The following is a 12,999-nucleotide window of genomic DNA, read 5'->3' as shown; positions in this document are numbered from 1 at the left end:
ATAACTATGGATATCCGCAAAATTAAAAAATTGATTGAGCTGCTCGAAGAATCGGATATCGGCGAGCTGGAAATCAAAGAAGGCGAAGAGTCCGTGCGCATCAGTCGCGGCGTCAGCAGCGCAGCCCAACCCGTTGCACCGATTTACAGCGCGCCTCCCGCACCGGTTGCCGCCCCCGCTGCTCCGGCGCCCAGCGCTCCTGCTGCCCCAGCTGAAAAAGAGTCCAAGCCGGCTATCAGCGGACACGCGGTAAAATCCCCGATGGTAGGCACCTATTACGCTGCCCCCAGCCCTGGCGCCGAGGCCTTCGTGAAAGTGGGCCAGCAGGTCAAAGTTGGCGATGTTGTGTGCATCGTCGAAGCGATGAAAATGATGAACCAGATCGAAGCCGACAAGGCCGGTACCATTGAGTCGATCCTGCTGGAGGACGGCCAACCGGTTGAGTTTGACCAGCCCCTCGTGACCATCGTCTGAGTGGGGTAAGTCACAATGTTCGACAAAATCCTAATCGCCAATCGCGGCGAAATCGCATTGCGGATTTTGCGCGCCTGTAAAGAGATGGGCATCGCCACTGTGGCGGTGCACTCTTTGGTAGACCGCAATCTCAAGCATGTACGCCTGGCCGACGAATCTGTATGTATCGGCCCCAACCCATCCCCGCAGAGCTACCTAAATGTGCCGGCCCTGATCTCCGCCATGGAAATCACCGACGCAGTAGCCGTGCACCCCGGCTATGGCTTTCTCGCAGAGAACGCGGACTTCGCCGAGCAGGTGCAAAAGAGCGGCTTTACCTTTATTGGCCCTGACCCGGATGTGATCCGCCTGATGGGGGACAAGGTGTCTGCAATTGCCGCCATGAAAAAGGCTGGCGTTCCCACCGTTCCAGGCTCTGACGGCCCGCTGCCCGATAATAGCGAACGCTGCATGGAGATCGGCCGCAGCATCGGTTATCCGGTCATTATTAAAGCTGCCGCCGGTGGCGGTGGTCGCGGCATGCGCGTAGTGGAAAGGGAAGAGGAACTGGTGAACGCGATTGCCGTGACCAAGTCCGAAGCCCAAGCGGCCTTCGGTGACGGCACCGTCTACATGGAAAAATTCCTGCAGAATCCCCGCCATGTTGAGATCCAGGTAATGGCCGATGGCCAGGGCAACGCCATCCATCTGGGCGATCGCGACTGCTCCCTGCAGCGCCGCCATCAAAAAGTTTTGGAAGAAGCCCCAGCTCCGGGCATTCCCGATGAGGTACGCGAGCAGGTACATGAGTCCTGTGTACAAGCCTGTATCGATATCGGCTATCGCGGCGCGGGTACTTTTGAATTCCTGTATGAAAATGAGCGCTTCTACTTTATCGAAATGAACACCCGTATCCAGGTGGAGCACCCCGTTACCGAAATGGTAACCGGTGTCGACCTGATCAAAGAGCAAATTCGGGTTTGTGCCGGTGAGAAGCTATCCCTGAAACAGGAAGATATCGTAATCAAAGGTCACGCCTTTGAGTGCCGTATCAATGCCGAAGATCCGCAGACCTTCTTCCCCAGCCCCGGCAAGGTAAACAACTTCCATATGCCTGGCGGCTTGGGTGTGCGGGTCGACTCCCATCTCTACTCCGGATACTCGGTACCCCCCAACTACGATTCCATGATCGCCAAGCTGATCACCCATGCGGAAGATCGCGAAACCGCGTTGGCGCGTATGCGTGTGGCCCTGTCGGAACTGGTAGTGGACGGCATCAAAACCAATATTCCCCTACAGGAAGAGTTGGTACGAGATGAAAACTTTGCCAAGGGTGGGGTCAATATCCACTACCTGGAGAAGAAGTTAGGTCTTTAAGCGCTCGCCAGCCGGGGCAAAGTTAGCGAGAATTGCGGCAAACATAACGACACTGAACCTTGCCAAGGATGGCGTGGCAACCGTCGTTATCTGAGTGCGGCCCAGCCGCAACAATGCCGTAAACATCGCTACAACATTTCCGGAATAATTATGCCCTGGCTACAACTCCGCGTGGACACCGACCGTGATCACGCGGAAAAAATCGAAGACGCACTGCTTTTTGCCGGTGCCGTATCTGTCACCCTGCAAGACAACGCTGATCAACCGATCCTTGAACCCGGGCTCGGAGAGGTGCCCCTATGGGAGCAAACACGGGTTACCGGGTTGTTCGATGCGGAGGTGGACACCTCAGTTACCGAGGCAAAAGCAGCTTCCTTCCTATGCGAAATACTGCCCAATGCCCGCTGGGAGCAACTTGAGGACAAGGATTGGGAGCGGGAGTGGATGACCCACTACAAACCCATCCAGTGCGGCCCCAATTTGTGGATCTGCCCCAGCTGGTGTGAGCCACCACAGCCGGACGCCGTGAACCTGCTGCTCGATCCGGGCCTAGCCTTCGGCACTGGCACGCACCCAACTACTTTCCTATGTCTGCAATGGTTGGCACAGCAGGAGCTCGCAGGTAAGAGTGCCATCGACTTCGGTTGCGGCTCGGGTATTCTGGGGATTAGCGCACTTCTACTGGGAGCAGAGCGAGTTCTCGGCACCGATATCGATCCCCAGGCATTGCTCGCCAGCCGCGACAATGCCCAGCGCAACGGCATAGACCCCGAGCGCTTCCCGGTCTACCTGCCAGAACAAATGCCGAGCGAAGCCGCCGATGTTATGTTGGCCAATATCCTCGCCGGCCCCCTGGTAGAACTCGCCCCTCAACTGATACGGCTCACTCAATTGGGCGGAAAAATTTGCCTGTCCGGCATCCTAAGTTCCCAGGCAGAGCAGGTGAAAAATGCTTACAGCGAATGGATTGAGTTCGATCCTGACGGCGAACACGAGGGATGGGTCAGACTGACAGGCAAGCGGGTGCGCTAAATGCGCTCCCCAGCACTACGCGGGACCCCTTTGGGCTGATAAACTTGGCTGCTAAATAAACTGCGCTCTAGTCGAATGTCTCAACTGGTAACCCGCTGCCCTCATTGCAGCACATCATTTCATATTAATGACCAGCAACTGCGCGCTGCCCGCGGCGCCGTTCGCTGTGGGTCTTGCCTGCAGGTGTTTCGCGCAGACGAAAATATCGTTTTCTCAGAAAGTGATAGCGAGAGCCGCAATGATTTGGAGGCTTTGCTGGAAGACGATGACTTCCTGATCCACGACGATATCGAGCTCGACGAGGACGAACCCGCCACCCCGCCATCTCCACCAGCTGTAGATCAAACTGCCGGTCGGGAGAGTGCAACCAATGAGGGGGCACCTGACAGCGCGCCCAAATCTGAACCAAAAGAATATAGTGCAGCAGCGCAGGAATTAATTGGTGATGCCTTTGGCGACCACGAGTGGCAGGAGCTGGAAGCATCTCACACCGAAGAGGAAGCGGAACCCGAAGAGGACCTGGATAAAATCCTCAAGCCGGACTGGGAAGAACTTCCTGATTTTGATTCTGACCCTTCGCCCGAGTACAACGGCCAACCTGAAGTACCGGAGTTTGGAACCTCTAGCTCCCTCGCTGAGGAATCGTCTTGGGACAACAATGAGCCTGCTGTATCAACCGAGTCTGTAGATACACCTCCCCCCACAGAGGAAAGCCGCCAAGAGCCTTACTTCGGTGGCGAATCTACCACTGCTGAAGAGCCCCAGCGGGAGCAATTAATCTCAGCTATCCAGCCCGCGCCTGTGGAGATGTCGTGGGGAGTTCCCAAAAAGAAACGCACAACCTCTCCCTGGCTGTGGCGTGCATTGATTCCCCTATCGATCCTCGGCATAGTAATTCAGGTTGCATACTTCCAGTTCGATAGCCTCAGCCGCAAACAGCCCTGGCGGGACTTCTATGCTGCCGCCTGCCCACTATTCGGCTGCACCTTACCCCAGCTAAAAGATACCCGGGCGATCCAGGCCACAAACTTAATGGTGCGCACCCACCCGCAGCTGCAGGGCGCACTGGTAGTGGATGCAGTGCTGCTAAATACCGCCCCCTACGCGCAACCCTTCCCCAACCTGTTGCTGAACTTCAGCGACCTGAAGGACAAGGCTGTGGCCAGTCGCCGGTTTACCCCGGACGAGTACCTACAGGGGGAGTTGGCCGGACGCAAACTAATGCCCCAGGACAGCCCCATTCATATCGCGATTGAGGTGGTTGACCCCGGTGCAGAAGCGGTAAACTACGAGCTGAACATCACTCACTGAGCGCACACAAGCACCCCTGCTGAGTTTTTAGCAAAGGGGATTTGGCGCCATAAACAACCAAACCTGCGCATTCAGCAGGCTAAATGAACAGTGTTCGATCAAATTGCCCGCTTTTTCGCTTTGCCATTAACGGGCCAGCCGCTATCATAGGCGGCTGTTTTGCCGGGGCACAGATTGCCCTTCCTACAGCCCAAATGGAGCTACCGTGTCTACTGCCATTGGCCCCTATATTATCGACAACCCGGTAATTCTGGCGCCCATGGCCGGTGTCACCGACCGCCCCTTCCGCCAGCTGTGCCGAGAACTCGGCGCCGGATTGGTGGTTTCGGAGATGGTGACCTCGGACACTCGCCTGTGGAACAGCCGCAAGTCCCGCTTGCGCCTGGATCACGGTGGCGAAGCGGCGCCCATATCGGTGCAGATCGCCGGCGGTGATCCTGAGATGATGGCGGAAGCCGCTCGGGAGAATGCTCGTCGCGGCGCGCAAATCATCGATATTAATATGGGTTGCCCGGCAAAAAAGGTGTGTAAGAAAGCAGCGGGCTCCGCCCTGCTGCGGGATGAAAAGCTGGTAGCGGATATTCTTCAAGCCGTGGTCCAGTCTGTTTCCGTCCCGGTGACGCTAAAGATCCGCACCGGCTGGTGCCCGGATTCCCGCAATGGCGTCACTGTAGCCAAAATGGCCGAGGATTCCGGGATCGCTGCACTGGCGGTTCACGGTCGCACTCGCGCCTGTGGCTACCACGGACAGGCTGAATTCGATACCATTGCCGAAATTGTATCCAGGGTAAAAATCCCGGTTTTTGCCAATGGCGACATCTGCAGTGCTGAGAGAGCCCGAGAGGTGCTCGATTACACTGGCGCATCGGCGGTCATGATTGGCCGTGCAGCACAGGGACGACCATGGATTTTTCGGGAAATAGCCCACTATCTCGCCACTGGCGAGCGGCTACCCGAACCGACATTGGATGAAGTCAGGAATATTTTGCTCGCCCATTTGGGCGAACTACACCGATTCTACGGTGAAGTGATGGGGGTCCGTATCGCTCGCAAACATGTGGGCTGGTACTTGAAGACGCTCGCGGATAGCGAGTCCTTCCGCAAGACCTTTTTCCAAATAGAGAGTGCAGAAGTACAACATGCCAGCGTTCACGAGTGGTTTGAACGCCGAATAACGAGAGGGGCACAAGCGGCATGAACAACGAAGTATTAATTCCGGATACTGGCAATGAAGAAGTATCCTCCAGGGGACAGACTCAACTGGCACAGCCACAGCAGCAGTCCCTGCGCGATGCCGTCGAGCACGCAATGGAGAACTACTTCCGCCACCTGGATGGCCAGATGGTAACCGATGTCTACGACATGGTGCTGTCGGAGATCGAAGCGCCCATGCTCGAAGTGGTGATGAAATACACCCGTCACAACCAGACCCGCGCCGCGCAATTACTGGGTCTCAACCGTGGCACCCTGCGCAAGAAGCTGAAGCGCTACGGCCTGCTGTAAGCTTCCCACCGAGCGAAATTTTGAAGGGGGATGAGGTAACTCATCCCCCTTCGCTATTTTCCCGGCAGCGTTTTTGTTGCCACAGTGGACAACCGCTAAAACCCTTTAAACATCCTTTTCGAAAACCAGTTGGATCAAGTGCAATGACAGACAAGGTTTCCATCCGCCGCGCTCTAATTAGTGTCTCTGACAAGAGTGGCATTGTAGAGTTCGCTCAACAGCTCTCCGCAATGGGGGTTGAGATTCTTTCCACCGGCGGAACCCACCGCCAGCTCAAGGAAGCGGGTATTCCCGTGGTAGAAGTTTCCGACTACACCGGCTTCCCCGAAATGATGGACGGCCGTGTCAAAACTCTGCACCCGAAAGTACACGGTGGCATTCTGGGGCGCCGCGGTACCGATGATGCCATCATGGGCGAGCACGGTATCACCCCGATCGATATGGTGGTGGTTAACCTCTACCCCTTCGCTCAAACCGTTGCCAAGCCCGACTGTTCCCTCGAAGACGCTATCGAGAACATCGATATCGGCGGCCCTACCATGGTTCGCGCTGCCGCCAAGAACCACAAAGATGTCACTATCGTGGTCAATGCCAGCGATTACCGCAATATCATCAAGGAGATGAAAGCTAACGATGGTGCCCTGAGCCACGCCAGCCGCTTTGATCTGGCGGTAAAAGCCTTCGAACACACTGCGGGCTACGACGGCGCTATTGCCAATTACCTGGGCGCCATTAAAGGCGAAGAAAAGCAGCTGTTCCCGCGCACCTACAACAGCCAATTTATCAAGAAACTGGATCTGCGCTACGGTGAGAACCCGCACCAGAAATCCGCTTTCTATACCGAAGCCAACCCAGCTGAGGCCAGTATTTCCACTGCCACCCAGCTGCAGGGCAAAGAGCTGTCCTACAACAATATCGCCGATACCGATGCCGCACTGGAGTGCGTTAAGTCCTTCGAGCAACCCGCCTGCGTGATCGTTAAACACGCCAACCCCTGTGGTGTGGCGATCGCTGAAGATATTCGCACGGCCTACGACCTGGCTTTCGCTACCGACAGCGAATCCGCCTTTGGCGGTATCATCGCTTTCAACCGGGAACTCGATGGCGCCACTGCCCGCGCTATCGTCGAACGACAGTTTGTTGAAGTCATCATCGCACCGTCAGTCTCCGAAGAGGCCAAACAGGCCGTTGCCGAGAAGAAGAACCTGCGCCTGCTGGTATGCGGCCAGTGGAGCAACGAGCGCACCCCGGCACTGGACTACAAGCGCGTCAATGGCGGCCTGCTGGTTCAGGACCGCGACGACGGCCTGATCACTGCTGCCGACCTGAAAGTGGTCTCCAAGCGCCAGCCCACTGAAGAGGAAATCCGCGATCTGCTGTTTACCTGGAAAGTGGCCAAGTTCGTAAAATCCAATGCCATCGTATACGGCAAAGAGGGTCGCACTGTGGGTGTGGGCGCAGGCCAGATGAGCCGCGTAAACTCCGCACGCATCGCCGCAATCAAGGCCGAGCATGCCGGCTTCGCCGTTGCAGGGTCTGTTATGGCTTCCGATGCCTTCTTCCCCTTCCGCGACGGCATCGATAATGCTGCCGCTGTAGGAATCCAGGCGGTCATCCAGCCCGGCGGCTCCATGCGCGATGAAGAAGTGATCGCCGCAGCGGACGAGCACAATATGGCCATGGTATTTACCGGTATGCGCCACTTCCGCCACTAAGATTGTACGCCCGCAAATGCTTACTGCTGCGGGCTATGATCAACGGGCTGGGAAGTATCGATACTTCCCAGCCCGGACAAATCATTTGAATCCAGGGGCGAGACTCAGGCCCCAGAATCAATTCCACGTTAAACTAGCACACCTATAACCTGTGCAATGGACCGGATCGGTCGACTTAGGGGGATTTAAGAATGAACGTATTGGTTATCGGATCAGGTGGCCGCGAGCACGCCCTGGCGTGGAAAGCAGCGCAAAACCCAAATGTCGGCACCGTCTATGTTGCCCCGGGCAACGCCGGCACTGCCCGCGAACCCAAGCTGGAAAATATCGCGATCGGTGTGGACAACTTCGCCGCCCTGGCAGATTTCGCCGAGGAAAACGGCGTAGAGCTAACGATTGTCGGCCCGGAAGCACCGCTGGTAGAGGGTGTTGTCGATTTCTTTAGTGCCCGTGGCCTCGCCATTTTTGGCCCCAGCAAAGGCGCCTCCCAACTGGAGGGCTCCAAAGCCTTTACCAAGGACTTTCTCGAGCGCCACAAAATCCCCACCGCTGCCTACCGCAATTTCACCGAGGTGGAGCCGGCGGTTGCCTACATTCGCGAGCGCGGCGCGCCCATCGTAGTTAAAGCCGACGGCTTGGCTGCGGGCAAGGGTGTAATCGTTGCCGAAACCGAAGAGCAGGCTGAGCTCGCTGTACGCGATATGCTGTCTGGAAACGCCTTTGGTGAAGCCGGCTGCCGCGTGGTTATCGAGGAGTTCCTCCAGGGTGAGGAAGCGAGCTTTATCGTGATGGTGGATGGTGAAAATATCCTGCCGATGGCCACCAGCCAGGATCACAAGCGCGTTGGCGATGGCGATACCGGCCCCAATACAGGCGGTATGGGTGCCTACTCCCCTGCACCGGTGGTGACTGACACCATTTACCAGCGCATTATGAAAGAAGTAATCGAACCCACCGTTAAAGGCCTGGCCTCTGAGGGTACGCCCTACACCGGTTTCCTTTACGCCGGCCTGATGATCGACAGCGACGGCACCCCGAAGGTTATCGAGTACAACTGCCGCTTTGGCGATCCGGAAACCCAGCCAATTATGATTCGCCTGAAGTCGGACCTGGTCGACCTGTGCATGGCCGCTCTGGACAAGAAGCTGGACACTGTCACTGCTGAGTGGGACCCCCGCCCAGCCCTGGGTGTGGTACTTGCCGCACACGGTTATCCCGGCAGCTACCGCAAGGGCGACGCCATCAGCGGCCTGGACAAAGCAGACAGTGACAACGCCAAGGTCTTCCACGCCGGTACCGCACTGGATGGTGAGCGCGTAGTCACCAATGGTGGCCGGGTGCTGTGCGCTACAGCATTAGGGGATACCGTCGCTGAAGCTCAGGAAAATGCCTATGAATCAGCTCGGGCTATCTACTGGGACGGCGTGTTCTTCCGGAAAGATATCGGCTACCGCGCTGTCAAAAGAGAAAAGGTTTCTGCAGAGCAGCAGGACTAACAGCTGGCATCGGCGGCCGCTCATCAGCGGTCGCCTCCCACAGGGAGCAGAAGACTATGAGTAAACGCAGCCTCAGCGGACTCGATCGCCTGTTAATTCAAGCGGATCGGGCTCTGCGCACCCTGAGTCCCGGCGAACCCTGCCACGGCCGGGCATCCCCGGCGAAGGGTGAAGCCGAGACAGACCTCACCGACAGCGAACGCAAACATGCCGCCGGCCTTATGCGGGTCAACCATAGCGGTGAAGTCTGCGCCCAGGCGCTCTACCAGGGCCAGGCCCTGACCGCCAAGCTGCCCGAGGTGCGGGGGGAAATGGAACGCGCTGCCGATGAGGAGATCGACCATCTGGCCTGGTGTGAACAGCGCTTGAAGGAATTGGACAGCCGCCCTAGCCTACTCAACCCGCTGTGGTATGGCATGTCCTTTGGGCTCGGCGCCGCCGCCGGGAAAATCAGCGACCGAATCAGCCTCGGTTTTGTGGCCGCTACGGAAGACCAGGTGTGTAAACATCTTGAGAGCCACCTCGAAAAGCTTCCCTCCGACGACAAGAGAAGCCGTGCGGTAGTGGAACAGATGTTAATTGACGAAGACGAACACGCCCACGCCGCACTGGCCGCCGGTGGTGCCCGCTTCCCCGCTCCGGTAAAAGGAGTGATGTCTCTGGTATCCAAAGTGATGACCTCGGCCAGTTATAAAATCTGACCGTTACTCTTCACTCATTAAAACGACTTGGATTTTAGGGAGGTTACGCCCAGTATCCTCCCTTTCCTCCCTGCTAATTTCCTTTCAAGCCTCTTCAACGCTGTAGCTGTGCACAATCTCGACGCCCGCATTACGCAACATGATGGAGCCTGAGCAGTATTTCTCTGCGGAGAGTTCCACTGCACGGGCAACATGGGATTCCTTCAATCCGCGACCGCGCACTACAAACTTCATTTCAATTCGCTCAAACGGCGATGGGGTTGTATCCGGGCGCACACCTTCCAGTTCACAATGACAGGAAATAATGTCTTGTCTCGCCTTCTGTAAAATACTCACCACATCGTAAGCCGCGCAGCCACCGACGCCCAGCAAAATCATTTCCATCGGGCGCACACCATTATTTGTGCGGCCGCCTTCCATCACTACCGAATTACCACTGCCGGCTTCACCGACAAAGGTTAAATCATTTACCCAGGTTACTTTCCCCTGCATCACTCCACTCCCATTAAAACTTCAGCGGCGAAGCTTAGCATATTGGCGAAGTCTATCCCGGCACCTGTATGTTTCCGGTATAGTGTCTGGTACGCCTCCGCGCGAAAGCCGAATGACGCATGATCAAATGCTTTTTCTATGAACGCATCGTGGTTTATGAAGTCCAAGCGACCCAGTGCCATAGTGTCACAGGTCACACTGCGGAACTTTGCCGCGGTCAGCCCCTGTTGGGGATTTTGTTTTCGCGCGATAATTCAATAGTGCTCAGCTGCTAAAGCCGGGATAGAGCACAAGACAAAAAATGAGGAATAAATCCGTGACGGTTGCTATCGAAGACCCCATGACTATCGGCAATATTGAAGACTTTCTGGCCCACTGCCACCGGCGTCGCTACCCGGCCAAGAGCACAATTATCTATGCTGGCGACCGCTGTGAATCCCTTTATTTCATTATGCGCGGTTCCGTTACAGTTCTGATTGAGGACGATGAAGGCCGCGAGATGATCGTTGCCTACCTCAACGACGGAGACTTTTTCGGTGAGATGGGCCTGTTCGATCAGGACACCCGCAGTGCCTGGGTCCGCACCAAAACCGAGTGTGAGGTGGCAGAAATCTCCTACACCAAGTTCCAGGAACTCACTCGCCAGCACCCAGAGTTTCTTTTTGCCCTGGCCACCCAAATGGCAGGCCGCCTGCGCAACACCACGCGCAAAGTTGGCGATCTCGCCTTCCTGGATGTCACCGGACGTGTCGCTCGCACCCTGCTCGACCTATGCAATGAGCCGGATGCAATGACTCACCCCGAGGGCATGCAAATTAAAATCACCCGCCAGGAAATTGGCCGTATCGTCGGCTGCTCCCGGGAAATGGTGGGCCGCGTATTAAAAACCCTGGAAGAACAGGGCCTGGTTTCCGTTAAAGGTAAAACCATGGTGGTGTACGGTACCCGCTAGTAACCGAATAAATACACCACATAAAAAAAGGGCGATTTTTACATCGCCCTTTTTTATTTCTACTACTGGAGTAAGCGGTCAGTTAAACATTTCCATCAGTTTCCTGCCCGGCTCCTCCTCCCGCATAAAGGCCTCTCCAACCAGGAAAGCATTGACGTTATGACCGCGCATCGCCGCAACATCATCTGTGGTATGAATACCACTTTCCGTGACCACAAGACGGTCTTCAGGGATCAAGTCCAGTAACTTAAAGGTATTTTCCAGCTGCACATCGAAAGTGTGCAGATTGCGATTATTGATGCCGATTAAGCGGTTAGGTAATGCCAGAGCCCTCTCCAACTCCTTGTGGTTATGCACTTCCACCAAGACATCCAAACCCAACTCCAAAGCGAGCCCGTTGAGATCCGCCATCTGTGGATCTTCCAGGCAGGCTGCAATCAGCAAAATACAGTCGGCTCCAATCGCGCGAGCTTCATAGATTTGGTAGGGATCAACGGTAAAGTCCTTGCGCAGCACCGGTAGGCGTACGGCATCCCGGGCCTGCTGCAAGTAATTATCTGCGCCCTGAAAAAAGTCCACATCGGTTAGTACTGACAGACAAGCCGCGCCACCTTTTTCATAGCTGGTAGCAATTTCTGCAGGAAGGAAATCCTCGCGAATCACGCCTTTACTGGGAGAGGCTTTTTTAATTTCGGCAATTACTGCAGCCTCACCAGTGGAAATCTTGCGATCCACTGCATCGACGAAGCCTCTCGCCGGCTCCTGATCCCTAGCGCGAAGACGAACTTCGTCGGTGGAGCACTCTGCCTTGCGCTCAGCAACCTCTTGCCACTTGCGCTCGACAATTGTTTTTAAAATGGTCGGTGTACTCACGATTGAATTTCCTCTGGGCGAAACGCACTGGTAAACGCGGCAAGATCGTTAATTTTCTCTCCGGCGAGACCGCTGTCGATAGCATCTTGTGCCATAGCGACACCTTGCTCTGCAGAGTGCGCAACGCCGCTGACATAAATTGCCAGGCCTGCGTTAAGCGCAATAATATCCGCGGCTTTTTGCCCCGCCTCAGTATTGCGCTTACCCAGCGCATCGCGAATCAGGGCCAGGGAGTCCTCGGAACCAGAAACACTAAGATCAGAGAGGTCACGGCGCTGCAAGCCAAAGTCTTCAGGCTTGAGGGTATATTCCTGCAAGGCACCATCCTTTAATTCCACAGCAAAGGTATCCGCAGCAATACTGGCTTCATCGAGCCCGTCATCACTATGTAAAACCAGTACATGCTCTGAACCGAGCTTTTGCAAAACTTCAGCCAATAAGCGGCAGTAGCGCTTGTCATAAACACCGATTACTTTGCGCTTTACTCCCGCCGGATTTGTCATCGGCCCGAGTAAATTGAAGATGGTTCGCAGTCCCAGCGCCTTGCGCGATGGGCCAACGTGGCGCATCGCATTGTGAAAGCTGGGCGCAAACATAAAGCCAATACCGATAGTCTCTACGCAACGCGCCATCTGCGAGGGACTCAACTCCAAAAATACGCCGGCGTGCTCAAGCAGGTCCGCAGAACCACTACTGGACGACACCGAGCGATTGCCATGCTTGGCTACTTTGGCACCCGCAGCCGCAGCCACAAAGCTGCTCGCACTGGACACGTTAAACAGATTGGCGCCATCACCTCCGGTGCCGACAATATCAACCGTGTTTTCCAGATCGAGCTCAACCTTTACCGCCAGCTCACGCATGGTTTCCACAGCGCCGACAATTTCATCGACTGTTTCCCCGCGAATGCGCAGTGCGATAAGGAGTGCGCCTATCTGAGACTCCAGCGCTTCGCCACACATAATCTGGCCCACGGTTTCGCGCATTTCTTCACGAGTAAGGTGTTCGCCATCCACCAGTTTGGCAATGGCCTGTTGAATATTCATTTTTCCCCCTTTGCCCCGCTCTGGTTATTGATTCTGGCGGGGCCTGCC

Annotated in this window: 13 protein-coding genes; 10 read left to right on the top strand and 3 right to left on the bottom strand. The window is 55.9% G+C overall.

Annotation, left to right across the window (positions count from 1 at the left end; translation table 11 throughout):
* Positions 1-6: 6 nt before the first annotated feature.
* The 9 genes from accB (at position 7) to coq7 (ending at position 9,588) form a co-directional block, all read left to right on the top strand.
* Positions 7-474 carry an acetyl-CoA carboxylase biotin carboxyl carrier protein gene (gene accB, locus ACJJIM_RS22695; protein ID WP_282934436.1) on the top strand — a complete coding sequence of 156 codons (468 nt, stop codon included), beginning with the start codon at positions 7-9 and terminating at the stop codon, positions 472-474.
* A gap of 15 nt (positions 475-489) precedes the next feature.
* Positions 490-1,830: an acetyl-CoA carboxylase biotin carboxylase subunit gene (accC, locus tag ACJJIM_RS22690; RefSeq protein WP_444912054.1), complete on the top strand. Its 1,341-nt coding sequence runs from the start codon at positions 490-492 to the stop codon at positions 1,828-1,830.
* A 150-nt stretch (positions 1,831-1,980) separates the two neighbouring features.
* Positions 1,981-2,862 carry a 50S ribosomal protein L11 methyltransferase gene (gene prmA / locus ACJJIM_RS22685; RefSeq protein WP_444912053.1) on the top strand — a complete coding sequence of 294 codons (882 nt, stop codon included), beginning with the start codon at positions 1,981-1,983 and terminating at the stop codon, positions 2,860-2,862.
* A gap of 75 nt (positions 2,863-2,937) precedes the next feature.
* Positions 2,938-4,173: a DUF3426 domain-containing protein gene (locus tag ACJJIM_RS22680; RefSeq protein WP_444912052.1), complete on the top strand. Its 1,236-nt coding sequence runs from the start codon at positions 2,938-2,940 to the stop codon at positions 4,171-4,173.
* A 205-nt stretch (positions 4,174-4,378) separates the two neighbouring features.
* Entirely contained in the window at positions 4,379-5,371 is a 993-nt protein-coding gene (gene dusB, locus ACJJIM_RS22675) for a tRNA dihydrouridine synthase DusB (RefSeq protein WP_444892695.1), read from the top strand.
* On the top strand, positions 5,368-5,676 hold the full coding sequence (fis, locus tag ACJJIM_RS22670; protein ID WP_020411495.1) for a DNA-binding transcriptional regulator Fis: 309 nt from the start codon (positions 5,368-5,370) through the stop codon (positions 5,674-5,676). Before dusB ends, fis begins: the two co-directional genes overlap by 4 nt.
* Positions 5,677-5,819: 143 nt before the next feature.
* Positions 5,820-7,391: a bifunctional phosphoribosylaminoimidazolecarboxamide formyltransferase/IMP cyclohydrolase gene (gene purH / locus ACJJIM_RS22665; protein ID WP_444912051.1), complete on the top strand. Its 1,572-nt coding sequence runs from the start codon at positions 5,820-5,822 to the stop codon at positions 7,389-7,391.
* A gap of 191 nt (positions 7,392-7,582) precedes the next feature.
* Positions 7,583-8,887 (top strand): phosphoribosylamine--glycine ligase, encoded by a 1,305-nt coding sequence (gene purD, locus ACJJIM_RS22660; protein ID WP_444912050.1) that lies wholly within the window; start codon positions 7,583-7,585, stop codon positions 8,885-8,887.
* 56 nt (positions 8,888-8,943) lie between these two features.
* Positions 8,944-9,588 carry a 2-polyprenyl-3-methyl-6-methoxy-1,4-benzoquinone monooxygenase gene (gene coq7, locus ACJJIM_RS22655; protein ID WP_444912049.1) on the top strand — a complete coding sequence of 215 codons (645 nt, stop codon included), beginning with the start codon at positions 8,944-8,946 and terminating at the stop codon, positions 9,586-9,588.
* A gap of 84 nt (positions 9,589-9,672) precedes the next feature.
* Here coq7 and ACJJIM_RS22650 read toward each other — a convergent pair whose 3' ends face one another.
* A complete protein-coding gene (locus ACJJIM_RS22650) occupies positions 9,673-10,080 on the bottom strand; it encodes an OsmC family protein (protein ID WP_282934442.1) in 408 nt (135 codons plus the stop codon).
* A 301-nt stretch (positions 10,081-10,381) separates the two neighbouring features.
* Here ACJJIM_RS22650 and crp point away from each other — a divergent pair, with 301 nt between their 5' ends.
* Positions 10,382-11,032, top strand: coding sequence for a cAMP-activated global transcriptional regulator CRP (crp, locus tag ACJJIM_RS22645; protein ID WP_051089460.1), 651 nt, complete (start codon positions 10,382-10,384; stop codon positions 11,030-11,032).
* A gap of 78 nt (positions 11,033-11,110) precedes the next feature.
* Here crp and trpC read toward each other — a convergent pair whose 3' ends face one another.
* Positions 11,111-11,908 carry an indole-3-glycerol phosphate synthase TrpC gene (gene trpC, locus ACJJIM_RS22640; RefSeq protein ID WP_413665837.1) on the bottom strand — a complete coding sequence of 266 codons (798 nt, stop codon included), beginning with the start codon at positions 11,906-11,908 and terminating at the stop codon, positions 11,111-11,113.
* A complete protein-coding gene (gene trpD, locus ACJJIM_RS22635) occupies positions 11,902-12,951 on the bottom strand; it encodes an anthranilate phosphoribosyltransferase (RefSeq protein ID WP_413664251.1) in 1,050 nt (349 codons plus the stop codon). Before trpD ends, trpC begins: the two co-directional genes overlap by 7 nt.
* Positions 12,952-12,999: the final 48 nt, after the last annotated feature.

The organism is Microbulbifer maximicatervae (SeqCode) (genome assembly GCF_052467615.1).
The sequence above is the reverse complement of the archived record's forward strand: the minus strand, read 5'-3'. Positions and strand labels throughout refer to the sequence as shown.